This window comes from Aromatoleum evansii (assembly GCF_012910805.1).
In the GTDB taxonomy this organism is placed as follows: domain Bacteria; phylum Pseudomonadota; class Gammaproteobacteria; order Burkholderiales; family Rhodocyclaceae; genus Aromatoleum; species Aromatoleum evansii.
The window spans coordinates 54,206-68,532 of the sequence record NZ_WTVK01000016.1 but is presented as its reverse complement, the minus strand read 5'-3'; the positions used below and the strand labels follow the sequence as shown (position 1 = coordinate 68,532).

The following is a 14,327-nucleotide window of genomic DNA, read 5'->3' as shown; positions in this document are numbered from 1 at the left end:
ATGAGCAAGCGTACTGTTCAATTCAAGATGTACCGTTACGATCCGGATCGTGACGAGAAGCCCTACATGCAGGACATCAGCGTCGAACTCGAGGAGTCGGACAAGAAGCTCCTCGACGCGCTGGTACGCCTCAAGGCGAAGGACGATTCGCTGTCGTTCCGCCGCTCGTGCCGCGAAGGCGTGTGCGGTTCGGACGCCATGAACATCAACGGCAAGAACGGCCTGGCCTGCCTGACGGACATCGACAACCTGGCCCAGCCGATCGTGCTGCGTCCGCTGCCGGGCCTGCCGGTCATCCGCGACCTGATCGTGGACATGACCCAGTTCTTCAAGCAGTACCACTCGATCAAGCCCTATCTGGTGAACAACACGCCTGCGCCGGAGCGCGAGCGCCTGCAGTCGCCGGAAGAGCGCGAAGAGCTCAACGGACTGTACGAGTGCATCCTGTGCGCGTGCTGCTCGACGTCCTGCCCGTCGTTCTGGTGGAACCCGGACAAGTTCGTGGGGCCGGCTGGCCTGCTCGCGGCTTACCGCTTCATCGCCGATACGCGCGACGAGGCAACGAGCGAGCGTCTCGACAACCTCGAGGATCCGTATCGGCTGTTCCGCTGCCACACCATCATGAACTGTGTCGACGTGTGTCCGAAGAGCCTGAATCCGACGCGCGCGATCGGCAAGATCAAGGACATGATGGTCAGCCGGGCAGTATGAACATCAACCGGGGACGCGTGCGCTGGCAGTGTCGTCGGGCTCTTCTGGAGCTCGACCTCGTCTTCGCACGCTTTCTGGAAAGGGACTTCGACCGTCTTACGGACGGTCAGTTGGCGGACCTCGAGGATCTGCTCCGCTGCGAGGACCATGAGCTGTGGGCCATGGTCAACGGGAGCAGCCCCTGCGAGGTCGACCGCTGGAAGGAGATGATCGGACTGCTGAGTCAGCGCTGACTCGGCAGGACGGTCGTTACAGGGAGCTAGTAGTTAATACGGGCACGCATAAGGGATGACCTATGAGCACTGAACGCACCGCAACGCTTACCGTCGATGGCAAGACCGTCGAATTCCCGGTGATGACCGGCACCCACGGCAACGATGTCATCGACATCCGCACCCTGGGTGCCAAGACCGGTCTCTTCACCTATGACTCCGGGTTCCTTTCGACCGCGAGCTGCAAGTCCACGATTACCTTCATCGACGGTGACAAGGGCGAGCTGCTGTATCGGGGCTATCCCATCGAGCAACTCGCCGAGAAGTGCAACTTCCTGGAAGTCGCCTATCTGCTCAAGAACGGCGAGCTGCCGAACGCGGCACAAAAGGGTGAGTTCGAGACGACGATCAAGAACCACACGATGCTGCACGACCAGATGACGAAGTTCTATTCGGGCTTCCGTCGTGACGCGCACCCGATGGCGGTCATGGTCGGTGTGGTCGGCGCCCTGTCGGCGTTCTACCACGAGGCGATGGATTTCTCGGATGCAGCTCACCGCAACATCTCGATCAACCGTCTGATCGCCAAGCTGCCGACGATCGTCGCGATGGCCTACAAGTACAACATGGGCCAGCCCTTCATGTACCCGCGCAACGACCTCGACTACACGGCGAACTTCATGCACATGATGTTCGGTACGCCGTGCGAGACGTACGAGCCGAACCCGGTGCTGGTGCGCGCACTGGACGTCATCTTTACGCTGCACGCCGACCACGAGCAGAACGCCTCGACCTCGACCGTCCGCCTGGCCGGCTCGTCGGGCGCCAACCCGTTCGCCTGCATCTCGGCCGGTATCGCCTGCCTGTGGGGCCCGGCACACGGCGGCGCGAACGAAGCCTGCCTGAACATGCTGGAAGAGATCGGCGACGTATCGCGCGTCGGCGAGTACATCAAGCGCGCGAAGGACAAGAACGACAGCTTCAAGCTGATGGGCTTCGGTCACCGCGTGTACAAGAACTTCGACCCGCGCGCGAAGCTCATGGGCAAGGTCTGCGCCGACGTCCTGGGCGAACTCGGCCTCGAGAACGACCGCCTGTTCAAGCTGGCGAAGGAACTCGAGCGGATCGCGCTGGAAGACGAGTACTTCGTCGAGAAGAAGCTGTACCCGAACGTCGACTTCTACTCGGGTATCGTGCAGAAGGCGCTGGGCATCCCCACGTCGATGTTCACCTGCATCTTCGCGCTGGCACGTACGGTCGGCTGGATCACCCAGTGGGAAGAGATGATCACCGACCCCGAGTACAAGATCGGTCGTCCGCGCCAGCTGTACATCGGTGCGGCACGCCGCACTGTTCCGGACCTGGCCCAGCGTCCGTAACTGATGATCAAGGGCGGGAGAGAATCCCGGCGATGATCTCCGCGGGATGGTCGTTCGACGCGGCCATCCCGTTTTTGTTGGAGATGCCGGGCATGCAGCGTCGAGTAGCCCAAGCAACGCAATAAGACTACAGGTGGCATAACAAATGACCATTCAGCAACGATCCACTTCTCATTTGTTCGGCAGCAATGCGCCGTTCATCGAGGAGCTTTACGAGAATTACCTGTCCGATCCGGCGTCGGTGCCGGAATCGTGGCGCGCCTATTTCGACAACCTCCAGTCGCAAAGCGGCGCTGCGCTGCGCGACGTGGCACACGGGCCCGTGATCGCGGCGTTCACCGAGATGGCGAAGCGCGGCGCTGTCCGTACCGTCGTCTCCGAAGGTGACGACAAGCGTCAGGTGAGCACGCTGCAGCTCATCAATGCCTACCGCTTCCTCGGCAACCGTTGGGCGAATCTCGACCCGCTGCGTCGCACCGAGCGGCCGCACATCGCCGAGCTCGAACCGTCGTACTACGGCTTTACCGAGGCGGACCTGTCGCGCAGCTTCAATACCGGTTCGTTCCACGGCTTCTCGACCGACCACGCGACGCTGCGCGAGATCCTCGAAGCGGTGCGTCAGACCTACTGCGGCTCGGTCGGCTCCGAATACATGTACATCTCCGACATCTCGCAGAAGCGCTGGATCCAGGCGCGCCTCGAGAGCGTGCGCGCAACCCCGCGCTACGATGCGGCGAAGAAGAAGCGCATCCTCGAGCGCACGACCGCTGCGGAGACGCTCGAGCGCTACCTGCACACGCGATACGTCGGCCAGAAGCGCTTCTCGCTCGAAGGCGGCGAATCCGCTATCGTCGCGATGGACGAGCTGATCAGCATTGCCGGATCGCTCGGGGCGCAGGAAGTGGTGATCGGCATGGCCCACCGCGGTCGCCTGAACGTGCTGGTGAATACGCTGGGCAAGTCGCCGTCGATGCTGTTCTCGGAATTCGAGGGCAAGGCTGCTGCGGACCTCACCGCGGGCGACGTGAAATACCACATGGGCTTCTCCAGCGACGTCATGACGTCGGGCGGGCCGATGCACCTCACGCTGGCGTTCAACCCGTCGCACCTCGAGATCATCAACCCGGTGGTCGAAGGTTCGGTGTTCGCACGGCAGGTGCGTCGCAACGACGAGGCCAAGACCCAGGTCATTCCCGTCCTGATCCACGGTGATGCAGCCGTGGCGGGGCAGGGCGTGAACCAGGAGATGCTGAACTTCTCGCAGACCCGCGGTTACGGCACGGGCGGCACGATCCACATCGTCATCAACAACCAGATCGGCTTCACGACCTCCGATCCGCGCGACTACCGCAGCTCGCTGTATTGCACGGACATCTTCAAGATGGTCGAGGCACCGATCTTCCACGTGAATGGCGACGATCCGGAAGCGGTTGCGTTTGCCACCAAGCTCGCCGTCGAATTCCGCCAGGAGTTCAAGAAGGACGTGGTGCTCGACATCATCTGCTTCCGCAAGCTCGGCCACAACGAGCAGGACGAGCCGATGGTGACCCAGCCGCTGATGTATCGCACCATCCAGAAGCACGCCGGTACCCGCAAGCTGTATGCCGACCGCCTCGTCGCCGAGGGAACCTGCGAGGCGGACGAGCCCGATCGCATGATCGCCGAGTACCGCGAACATCTCGATCGCGGCGAACTGTTGTCGAATCCGGTTCTGCCCGGCCACAACCGTCAGTTCTCGGTGGATTGGACCCCGTTCCTCAAGCAACCATATACCGACGCCTGCGACACGGCGATCCCGGTCAGCGAGATCAAGCGCCTGGGCGAGCGGCTGTCGACCGTCCCCGAGACCTTCGCGCTGCACTCGCGCGTGAAGAAGATCATCGATGACCGCGCCGGGATGGCACGGGGCGATCTGCCGCTCGACTGGGGTATGGGCGAAAACCTCGCCTACGCCAGCCTGCTGGCACAGGGCTACCGCGTGCGGATCTCGGGCGAAGACGTCGGGCGCGGAACCTTCTTCCACCGCCATGCCGTGCTGCACGACCAGAAACGCGAGCGCTGGGACGAAGGCATCTACAAGCCGCTGGATCACATCCAGGACGGGCAGGCCGGCTTCCAATGCCACGATTCCGTGCTTTCCGAAGAGGCGGTGCTGGCGTTCGAATACGGCTACTCCACGACCGAACCGAACGAACTGGTGGTCTGGGAAGCCCAGTTCGGCGACTTCGTGAACGGCGCGCAGGTCGTCATCGATCAGTTCATCAGCTCCGGCGAAGCGAAGTGGGGACGCCTGAGCGGCCTCGTGATGATGCTGCCGCACGGCTATGAAGGGCAGGGTCCCGAGCATTCGTCGTGCCGCCCCGAGCGCTTCATGAGCCTCGCAGCCGAGAACAACTGGCAGATCTGCGTCCCGACGACGCCGGCCCAGGTGTTCCATCTGCTGCGCCGCCAGATGCTGCGCAAGGTGCGCAAGCCGCTCATCATCGTTACGCCGAAGTCGCTGCTGCGTCACAAGGAAGCGATCTCGACGATGGACGAACTCGCCACCGGCAGCTTCCAGACCGTGATCCCCGAAGTCGAGAAGCTGGATCCGAAGAAGGTGAAGCGCGTGGTCCTGTGCCAGGGCAAGATCTACTACGAGCTGCTGGCCCATCGTCGCGAGAACAAGATCACCGACACGGCATTGGTTCGTATCGAGCAGATCTATCCGTTCCCGACGGACGCCTTCGCCGCCGCGATCAACCAGTTCCCGAACGCGAAGGAAGTGGTGTGGTGCCAGGAAGAGCCCCGCAATCAGGGTGCGTGGTACTGGCTCGCTTCGCGTCAGCATCTCATCAACGTGCTGGGCACCAAGCGCAAGCTGCTGCTCGTCAGCCGCCCGGCATCGGCTTCGCCTGCCGTGGGCTACTACGCCAAGCACAACGCGCAGCAGAAGGCTGTTCTGGAAAACGCATTCGGTCCCATTCAGGACACGACGCAACAATCGCCCAACTAATAAGCAAGAGCTCGAACTTCGGGAGAAGACTACATGCTGATTGAAGTGAAAGTTCCGCAACTGTCGGAATCGGTTTCGGAAGCCACCCTGGTTTCGTGGCACAAGAAGGAAGGCGACGCGGTGTCGCGTGACGAGAACCTGATCGACATCGAGACCGACAAGGTCGTTCTCGAGACCCCGGCTCCCGCCGATGGCGTGCTGGTCAAGATCATCAAGGCGAACGGCGACAACGTGACCTCGGGCGAGCTGATCGCCCAGATCGACACCGAGGCGAAGGCTTCCGCCGGTGCCGCTGCGCCCGCGGCGGCAGCTGCTCCTGCGGCGGCGCCCGCTGCTGCAGCCCCCTCGGCCGCTGCATCCGGCGCCGCCAGCCCGGCCGCGCGCAAGATTCTCGAGGAGAAGGGAATCGCCGCCGCCGACGTCGCCGGCTCCGGTCGTGGCGGACGCGTCACCAAGGAAGATGCGGTTGCCGCCCAGCCGCGTCCGGCCGCAGCACCCGCCGCAGCACCTGCCTCGCTCACGCTGACCGGCGATCGTCCGGAAGAGCGCGTGCCGATGACCCGCCTGCGTGCACGCATCGCCGAACGCCTGATCCAGTCGAAGAACGAAAACGCGATCCTGACGACGTTCAACGAAGTGAACATGGCCCCGGTCATGGCGCTGCGCAAGCAGTACGGCGACAAGTTCGAGAAGGCGCACGGCGTCCGTCTCGGCTTCATGGGCTTCTTCGTGAAGGCCGCAGTCGCCGCACTGAAGAAATTCCCCATCCTGAACGCGTCGGTCGATGGTACGGACATCATCTACCACGGCTACATCGACATCGGCATCGCGGTCGGTTCGCCGCGCGGCCTGGTGGTGCCCATCCTGCGTGATGCGGACCAGATGTCGATCGCCGACATCGAGAAGAAGATCGCCGAGTTCGGCCAGAAGGCCAAGGACGGCAAGCTGTCGCTCGAGGAACTCTCCGGCGGCACGTTCTCGATCTCCAACGGCGGCGTGTTCGGCTCGATGCTGTCGACGCCGATCATCAACCCGCCGCAGTCGGCCATCCTCGGCATCCATGCGACCAAGGATCGTCCGGTCGTCGAGAACGGCCAGATCGTGATCCGTCCGATCAACTACCTGGCCATGTCGTACGATCACCGCATCATCGACGGCCGCGAAGCGGTCCTCGGCCTGGTGACGATGAAGGAAGCGCTGGAAGATCCGGCTCGCCTGATCCTCGACGTGTAATCGACATGCTGCGTGGCGCTTCGCCGGACCTTTCCGTCCGGCGAAGCGCCACGCTTTTCCTTTTTCGGGAGTGAATGATGGCTGACAAGCAATTCGACGTACTCGTCATCGGCGGCGGCCCTGGCGGGTATGTGGCGGCGATTCGTGCCGCACAACTGGGTTTCAAGACGGCGTGCGCGGAGTCCAACCCGTATGCCGATCCGAAGGGCGAACCGCGTCTTGGCGGCACCTGCCTCAACGTTGGGTGCATCCCGTCGAAGGCGCTGCTGCACACCTCGCACCTCTTCGAGGAGGCCGAGCACTCGTTCGAGGGCCAGGGCATCAAGGTGAGCGGTGGCGTGAGCATCGACGTGCCGACGATGATCGGTCGCAAGAACAAGGTCGTCGACCAGCTGACGCAGGGCATCAAGGGCCTGTTCAAGAAGAACAAGGTGACCTTCCTGGCCGGCCATGGCAGCTTCGAAAGCGCTGGTGCGGGCGGTTACGTGGTCAAGGTCGGCAACGAGACGGTCGAAGCCAAGCACGTCATCATTGCGACCGGCTCCAAGCCCCGTCATCTGCCCGGCATTCCGGTCGACAACAAGATCGTCTGCGACAACGTCGGCGCGCTGGACTTCGATTCGGTGCCGAAGAAGCTCGGCGTCATCGGTGCCGGCGTGATCGGCCTGGAAATGGGTTCGGTATGGCGTCGTCTGGGCTCCGAAGTGACCGTGCTAGAAGCGCTGCCCGATTTCATGGGCTTTGCCGACCTCGACGTTGCCAAGGAAGCACTCAAGGTCTTCAAGAAGCAGGGTCTTGCGATCGAGACGGGTGTGACCATCGGCGACACGAAGGTCACCAAGAAGGGCGTGTCCGTCGCCTACACCGACAAGGACGGCAAGGAGGCCAAGCTGGAGTGCGATCGCCTGATCGTGTCCGTCGGCCGCGTCCCGAATACCGACGGTTTGAATGCCGCGGCAATCGGCCTGAACGTGAATGAACGCGGCCAGATCGTCGTCGACGGGCACTGCAAGTCGAATCTGCCGAATGTCTACGCGGTCGGCGACGTCGTCCGCGGTCCGATGCTCGCGCACAAGGCGATGGAAGAGGCCGTCATGGTCGCAGAAATCATCGCGGGGCAGGCCGGGCACTGCAACCTCGACATGGTTCCGGGCGTGATCTACACCTCGCCCGAGATCGCCTGGGTGGGCAAGACGGAACAGCAGCTCAAGGCCGAAGGCGTCGCCTACCGGGCCGGCAAGATCCCGTTCATGGCCAACGGCCGCGCGCTCGGCTCCGGCGACCCCACGGGTTTCGTCAAGATGCTGGCCTGCGCCACGACCGACCGCATCCTCGGCGTGCACATCATCGGCGCCAACGCATCCGAGCTGATCTCGGAAGCCGTCGTCGCGATGGAGTTCGGAGCCGCATCAGAAGACCTGGCTCGCATCTGCCACGCCCACCCGACCCTCTCGGAAGTGGTGCACGAGGCGGCCCTCGCGGTGGATAAGCGTCCGCTGCACTTCTGATCGGCCTTCCGGCTGGTCGCTCGCGGGGTGGTGCGGGATAATCCCGGACCACCCTCGTTTTTTCGCTTTACGGTTTCAAGAAGATTCCATGCCCCATCGCGTCCTGAATGTCCCGCAGTACGGGATGCTCGAGGCCTACGAGGCCCAACTCGCCGCTCGTGGCTACAAGTCGGACCCGGAGCAGCGCTCGGCTGCACAGCGCCTGCAGGCGCTCTATTCGGATCTTCTGGATTTCAAGGCTGCGCGGCGCGGTACCCTGCGCAAGCTCTTCACCCGGCCACAGATGCCCCGCAGCGTGTATTTCTGGGGAGGCGTGGGACGCGGCAAGAGCTTCCTGATGGATTGCTTCTACGACTCGGTTCCGTACCAGCGCAAGCGGCGGGTGCATTTCCATGCCTTCATGCAGGAAGTGCAGAACGATCTGAGGAAGTTCAACAACGAGCCGGATCCCCTGCAGCGGGTGGCAGACCGCGTGGCCAAGGAAACGCGGCTGTTGTGCTTCGACGAATTTCACGTGTCCGACATCGCCGATGCGATGATTCTTGGGCGCCTGCTCGAAGCGCTATTCGCACGCGGCGTCATTTTCGTGATGACCTCGAACTACCCGCCCGACGGCTTGTATCCGAACGGACTGCAGCGCATCAACTTCCTGCCGACGATCGAGATGATCAAACGGCGCTTCGACGTCTTCGAAGTGGACCACGGCACCGATTACCGCCTGCGGACCCTGGAGCAGATGGAGATCTACCTCGTCCCGGCAGACGGCACGGCGGAGCGCAAGATGCGCGAGGACTTCTATCATCTGGCGGCAAGTGAACCCGCTGCCGGAGAGATCGACCTGTTCGAACGCAAGCTGCCGGTGCTTGGGCATGCGACCGGCGTGATCTGGTTCGACTTTGCGACGCTTTGCGGCGGCCCGCGCTCGCAGAACGATTACCTGGAGATCGCGCGGGAGCACCATACCCTGATCCTGTCCGGTATCCCGCGAATGAGCGCGGGTAGCGCCTCTGAGGCGCGCCGGTTCACCTGGCTTGTCGACGTCTTGTACGACCACCGGGTGAAACTCATCGCCAGCGCCGAGGTGGACGCCGCCGAGCTCTACACGCAGGGGCATAACGCACACGAATTCGTCCGCACGGTAAGCCGGCTGATCGAGATGCGCAGCCGGGAATACCTCGCGCAGGGCCACCGCGTAGATTGAGCCCGAGATTGGCCAAGCTGGGAGCCTCGGGTCTGCGATGATCGATCTCGAAAATGCCTTTTCGCCCGAGGGGCCGCTCGCCGAGGCGATACCATCGTTTCGTCCGCGACCGCAGCAATTCGAGATGGCCAGCCTCATTGCCGATGCGCTGCGGGAGAATCGCGTCCTGGTGGCCGAAGCCGGCACGGGTACGGGGAAGACATTTGCCTATCTCGTGCCGGCCCTCCTGTCCGGCGGAAAGGTGATCCTTTCCACGGGGACGAAGACGCTGCAGGACCAGCTGTTCAATCGCGACCTTCCGACCATCCGGGCTGCGCTGAAGACCCCCGTCACGATCGCGCTGCTCAAGGGGCGTGCGAACTACGTGTGTCCCTACCACTTGGCGCGTAACGAGCGCGACGGGCGATTTCTCACTGCGCAGGACGCAGCGGACCTGCGCACCATCGCGCGCTTCGCCAAGATCACGCAAAGCGGCGACAAGGCCGAATGCAGCGAAGTGCGCGAGGATTCGCCCGCCTGGTTTGCCGCCACTTCCACGCGGGACAACTGTCTGGGGCAGGAATGCCCCGATGTGAAGGAATGCTTCGTGCTGGCAGCGCGGCGCGCGGCGATGGATGCCGACGTGGTGGTCGTGAATCACCACCTTTTCTTCGCCGATGTGATGTTGCGCGACGAGGGGATGGGGGAGCTGCTGCCGTCCTGCAACGCAGTGATTTTCGACGAGGCCCACCAGCTTCCCGAAACGGCCAGCCTGTTCTTCGGTGAGAGCGTGTCGACGGCGCAGATACTCGAACTCGCGCGCGACACCCGTTCAGAGACGCTCGCCGGCGCGCGCGACTGCCGGGAACTCATTGACGCCACGCGCGCGCTCGAAAAGGCGGCGCGCGATTTCCGGCTGGCGTTCGGAAGCGAACCCGCACGGCTGTCTGCGGCACAGGCGGCTGCACTGCCGGATTTCGACAAGAGCCTTGACGCGCTTGATGCCGAGATCGATGCCATCGCGGCAGTACTCGAAACCCAGGCAGAGCGCAGCGAAGGGCTCGCGAACTGCCTGCGCCGCACGGCCGAGGTCGGCGAGCGGCTGGTCCGCTGGCGCTCGCCGGACGCGGGTGAATTCGTCCGCTGGGTCGAGGTGTTCCAGCAGTCCGCTGCGCTCAATGCGACCCCGCTGCATGTCTCGGGCGTCTTCCGGCGCCAGCTCGAGAGCCATCCGCGGGCGTGGATCTTCACCTCGGCGACGCTGGCTGTGGGGCAGAACTTCACCCACTACTGCAACGAGATGGGCTTGAGCTGGATCGACCCGCCGCCTGTCACGGCCGTTTGGGGGAGCCCCTTCGACTACGCCAAGCAAGCGCTGCTCTATGCGCCGGCCGCGATGCCCGATCCGAACCACCCCGACTATGCCGAGGCCGTCGCGCGCGTCGCCTTGCCCCTGATTCGCGCCGCGCGCGGGCGTACTTTCGTGCTTTGCACCTCACTGCGCGCCATGAAGCGCATCCACGCGCTGATCTCGGAGGGGCTCCAGCGCGCGGGGGAGGAATTGCCGCTGTTGCTGCAGGGCGAAGGATCGCGCTCCGAGCTCCTCGATCGCTTCAGGCGCATGGGGAACGCGGTGCTCGTGGCAAGCCAGAGCTTCTGGGAGGGCGTCGATGTACCCGGTGACGCCTTGTCGGTGGTGGTCATCGACAAGCTGCCCTTTGCTCCGCCTGACGACCCCGTGCTTGCAGCGAGGGTGGAGCATCTGCAGAAGAGCGGGCACAATCCGTTCATGCACTACCAGTTGCCGCGTGCCGTGATCAACATGAAACAGGGGGCAGGGCGCCTGATCCGCAGCGAGCGCGATCTCGGCGTGCTGTGCATCTGCGATCCGCGGATGATCGAAAAGCAGTACGGCAAGATCGTCTGGCGGAGTTTGCCGCCGATGCGACGCACGCGCGCCGAAGCGGAGGCCATTGCATTCCTGAAGCAACTCCCGCCTCCTCGCGGGGCCTGATTTGCCACTCATCACGGAGCGCCAATGACCGCGCCATCGGCACTTGCAACAGATCCGCTGATCCGGGCGATCGCAGAGGGCGATTGCGAGGACATCGTCGAACGCATGAATCGCGGTTGCCAATGCGTTTCGCTGGATCATGCACGTTTGAAGGCGGAACTCGAACGCGATCCGCGCGACGGCGCATTGCTCGCGACGATCAACGCAACGCGGCCCCACCTGTTCGCGGATTCGGTCGCATTCGTCGCCGAGCGGCACCTCGACGCCGCGGCTGCACTCGTCGAAGCAGTGGATCACGTAGTCAACTCCGCAGGCTGGCAGTCCGCCGCGCTGGCGCACGCACCCGCCAGCGCGCGCATTCCCTGTGCCGCCAGCGGGGTGTTTCTCGGCTTCGATTTCCACCTCGGCACAGACGGCCCGCGCCTCATCGAAATCAACACCAATGCCGGCGGCGGATTGCTCAACGTCGCGCTCGCGCGCGCCCAGCGCGCGTGCTGCGCGGAAGTAGCGCCCCTCGCGGTGCGCAGCCCGGGGGATCCCGAACGAGCCTTTTTCGAGATGTTCGTCTCCGAGTGGAGGTCCGTCCGCGGCGACGCGCCCCTGCGAACCGTCGCGATCGTCGATCGCGAGCCGCAGAGCCAGTATCTCCTGCCCGAGTTCCTGCTCTTCCAGCGATTGTTCGAGCGCCATGGATTGAAGGCGTGGATCTGCGATCCAGCCGCACTACAGTTCGTCGACGGGCGACTCCTGCTCGACGGCGAAGAAGTGGACCTCGTGTACAACCGACTCACCGACTTCAGCCTCGACGAACCCGAGTCGGCCGCCCTCGCAGCGGCCTGGAAGTCGCAGGCAGCGTTGATCACGCCGCACCCGCGTGCGCACGCCCTGTATGCCGACAAGGGCAATCTGGCGCTGCTGTGCGACGACCAGTTCCTGCAGACGCTGGGTGTCGACGCCGCCACGCGTGGCGTCCTCGTGCAAGGAATCCCGCGCACCGTGCGGGTACGGGCGGAGGATGGCGACTCCTTGTGGAAGAACCGGCGTGACCTGTTCTTCAAGCCGGCAACGGGATACGGGAGCAGGGCCGCATACCGCGGCGACAAGCTGACCCGCAGCGTTTTCGCGAACATCCTCGCAGGCGATTACATCGCCCAGGCGCTGGTTCCCCCGAGCGCACGTCGCCTCTCCGTCGAGGGCGTGGCCACTGACCTCAAGATGGACCTTCGGGTCTATGCCTATCGTGGCGCGGTCCAGTTGGCCGCAGCACGCCTGTACCGGGGGCAGACCACCAACTTCCGTACGCCCGGGGGCGGTTTTGCAACGGTCGTTGCCTTGCCGTGCGTTCAGCGCGACGCTTGAGTTATTCTTCCCGTTCCCCCATCGAAGACACCAACACGATGATCGTATTCGGTATCGCCGGCTGGTCCGGCTCCGGCAAGACCACCCTGATCGAAAAGCTGATTCCCGGCTTCAACGCACGGGGGCTGTCCGTGTCGGTGATCAAGCACGCCCATCACGGGTTCGATCTCGACAAGCCCGGCAAGGACTCGTATCGTCACCGGGAGGCAGGGGCGAGCCAGGTCCTGATGCTGTCGAACGACCGTTGGGTGTTGATGCATGAGCTCAGAGGGGCGCCAGAGCCGACGCTGGAAGAGCAGCTGCGCGTCTTGTCGCCGTGCGACGTAGTCCTGATAGAGGGCTTCAAGGCTGCGCCGGTGCCGAAGGTCGAGGTCCATCGTCCGGCGCATGGCAAGCCCCCCCTGTGGCAAGAGAATCCACACGTCGTCGCGGTCGCGGCAGACGTCCCGCTGGTTAGCCCCTTGCCCCTCCTGCCGCTCAACGAGCCGGACAAGATCGTCCAATTCATCCTCGACTACTCGTCCCGTCATGAATCCTGACATGCTGCCGTTCGACGAAGCGCGTTCGAGCCTGCTGGCCAAAGCCCGGCCAATCCGCGACCTGGAGATGGTCGACACGTTGGTGGCCCACGGGCGCGTGCTTGCGGCCGACGTTCGTTCACCGATCGCGGTGCCCGCGCTCGACACTTCGATGATGGACGGCTACGCGATGCGCACCTGCGACGTGACCGCCGCGGGAACGCGCCTTCCGATATCTCAACGCATACCCGCGGGCAGCGTAGGCACCACGCTGCAGCCCGGCACCGCCGCACGCATCTTTACCGGCGCGCCCTTGCCGCCCGGCGCGGACGCCGTGGTGATGCAGGAGCTGTGCGAGCATGCCGGCGACGAGGTGATCATCAACCATGTCCCGCGCGCCGCAGAGGCCATGCGCGCCGCGGGCAGCGAAATCGCGGCGGGTGACGTGGTCCTGCCTGCGGCGACCCGCATGCGCGCCCAGGAGATCGGACTTGCCGCATCGGTCGGCATCGCCCAGCTGGCCGTCTTGCGCCGGATGCGGGTTGCGCTGTTTTCCACCGGCGACGAGCTCGTCATGCCCGGCGAAGCCTTGCCCCCCGGCGGCGTTTACAACTCAAACCGCTTTCAGCTGCGGGTGCTGCTCGAACAGCTGGGTTGCGCCGTGACCGATTTCGGCATCGTTCCCGACCAGCTGGATGCAACGCGTGCCGTGCTGCGCCAGGCTGCGCAAGGGCACGACCTGATCCTCACCAGCGGCGGCGTATCGGTCGGCGAGGAGGATCACGTAAAACCTGCAGTCCAGGCCGAGGGGGCGCTGGAGCTTTGGAAGATTGCGATGAAGCCGGGCAAGCCGCTTGCCTACGGCCACGTGGGCGCCGCGGCCTTCATCGGCCTGCCGGGCAATCCCGTGTCCAGCTTCGTCACCTTCCTGTTGATGGTGCGCCCCTTCGTCCTCGCGACGCAGGGGGCTGCGTCGGTACTTCCCAAGGCACTCACACTGCGCGCCGACTTCGATTGGCCGCGCCCCGACCGGAGACGCGAATTCCTGCGCGCGCGCATCAACGATTCGGGTGGCGTGGAGATCCACGGCAACCAGGGCGCAGCAGCCTTGTCATCCATCGTGTGGGCCGAGGGGCTCGCAGACGTGCCTGCCGAAACGCCCGTCCGAAAAGGTGAGATGATCCGCTTCCTGCCCTACGGCGAACTCCTTTGCTGACA

General features: G+C 64.0%; 11 protein-coding genes. All 11 read left to right on the top strand.

What is annotated here, in order from left to right:
- The 11 genes from GO615_RS10220 to GO615_RS10170 all read left to right on the top strand — a co-directional run bounded on the left by GO615_RS10220 (position 1) and on the right by GO615_RS10170 (position 14,325).
- Positions 1–711, top strand: a complete 711-nt coding sequence (locus tag GO615_RS10220; RefSeq protein WP_169127583.1) for a succinate dehydrogenase iron-sulfur subunit — start codon at positions 1–3, stop codon at positions 709–711.
- The gene (locus GO615_RS10215) at positions 708–944 is read left to right on the top strand and encodes an FAD assembly factor SdhE (RefSeq protein WP_169127581.1); all 237 of its coding nucleotides are present in this window, start codon (positions 708–710) and stop codon (positions 942–944) included. Before GO615_RS10220 ends, GO615_RS10215 begins: the two co-directional genes overlap by 4 nt.
- 62 nt (positions 945–1,006) lie before the next feature.
- Positions 1,007–2,302, top strand: coding sequence for a citrate synthase (gene gltA / locus GO615_RS10210; protein ID WP_169127579.1), 1,296 nt, complete (start codon positions 1,007–1,009; stop codon positions 2,300–2,302).
- 145 nt (positions 2,303–2,447) lie between these two features.
- Positions 2,448–5,297 carry a 2-oxoglutarate dehydrogenase E1 component gene (locus tag GO615_RS10205; protein ID WP_169127577.1) on the top strand — a complete coding sequence of 950 codons (2,850 nt, stop codon included), beginning with the start codon at positions 2,448–2,450 and terminating at the stop codon, positions 5,295–5,297.
- A 33-nt stretch (positions 5,298–5,330) separates the two neighbouring features.
- Entirely contained in the window at positions 5,331–6,530 is a 1,200-nt protein-coding gene (odhB, locus tag GO615_RS10200; RefSeq protein ID WP_169127575.1) for a 2-oxoglutarate dehydrogenase complex dihydrolipoyllysine-residue succinyltransferase, read from the top strand.
- A 77-nt stretch (positions 6,531–6,607) separates the two neighbouring features.
- The gene (gene lpdA / locus GO615_RS10195; protein ID WP_169127573.1) at positions 6,608–8,038 is read left to right on the top strand and encodes a dihydrolipoyl dehydrogenase; all 1,431 of its coding nucleotides are present in this window, start codon (positions 6,608–6,610) and stop codon (positions 8,036–8,038) included.
- An 88-nt stretch (positions 8,039–8,126) separates the two neighbouring features.
- Positions 8,127–9,239 carry a cell division protein ZapE gene (gene zapE / locus GO615_RS10190; protein ID WP_169127571.1) on the top strand — a complete coding sequence of 371 codons (1,113 nt, stop codon included), beginning with the start codon at positions 8,127–8,129 and terminating at the stop codon, positions 9,237–9,239.
- A 37-nt stretch (positions 9,240–9,276) separates the two neighbouring features.
- Complete coding sequence (gene yoaA / locus GO615_RS10185; protein WP_169127569.1) at positions 9,277–11,232, top strand: DNA repair helicase YoaA; 1,956 nt, start codon at positions 9,277–9,279, stop codon at positions 11,230–11,232.
- Positions 11,233–11,256: 24 nt separating this feature from the next.
- Complete coding sequence (locus tag GO615_RS10180) at positions 11,257–12,591, top strand: hypothetical protein (RefSeq protein WP_169127567.1); 1,335 nt, start codon at positions 11,257–11,259, stop codon at positions 12,589–12,591.
- A 38-nt stretch (positions 12,592–12,629) separates the two neighbouring features.
- On the top strand, positions 12,630–13,130 hold the full coding sequence (gene mobB / locus GO615_RS10175; RefSeq protein WP_169127565.1) for a molybdopterin-guanine dinucleotide biosynthesis protein B: 501 nt from the start codon (positions 12,630–12,632) through the stop codon (positions 13,128–13,130).
- Positions 13,120–14,325: a molybdopterin molybdotransferase MoeA gene (locus GO615_RS10170; protein ID WP_169127563.1), complete on the top strand. Its 1,206-nt coding sequence runs from the start codon at positions 13,120–13,122 to the stop codon at positions 14,323–14,325. The genes mobB and GO615_RS10170 overlap by 11 nt, the downstream gene beginning before the upstream one ends.
- Positions 14,326–14,327 lie beyond the last annotated feature (2 nt).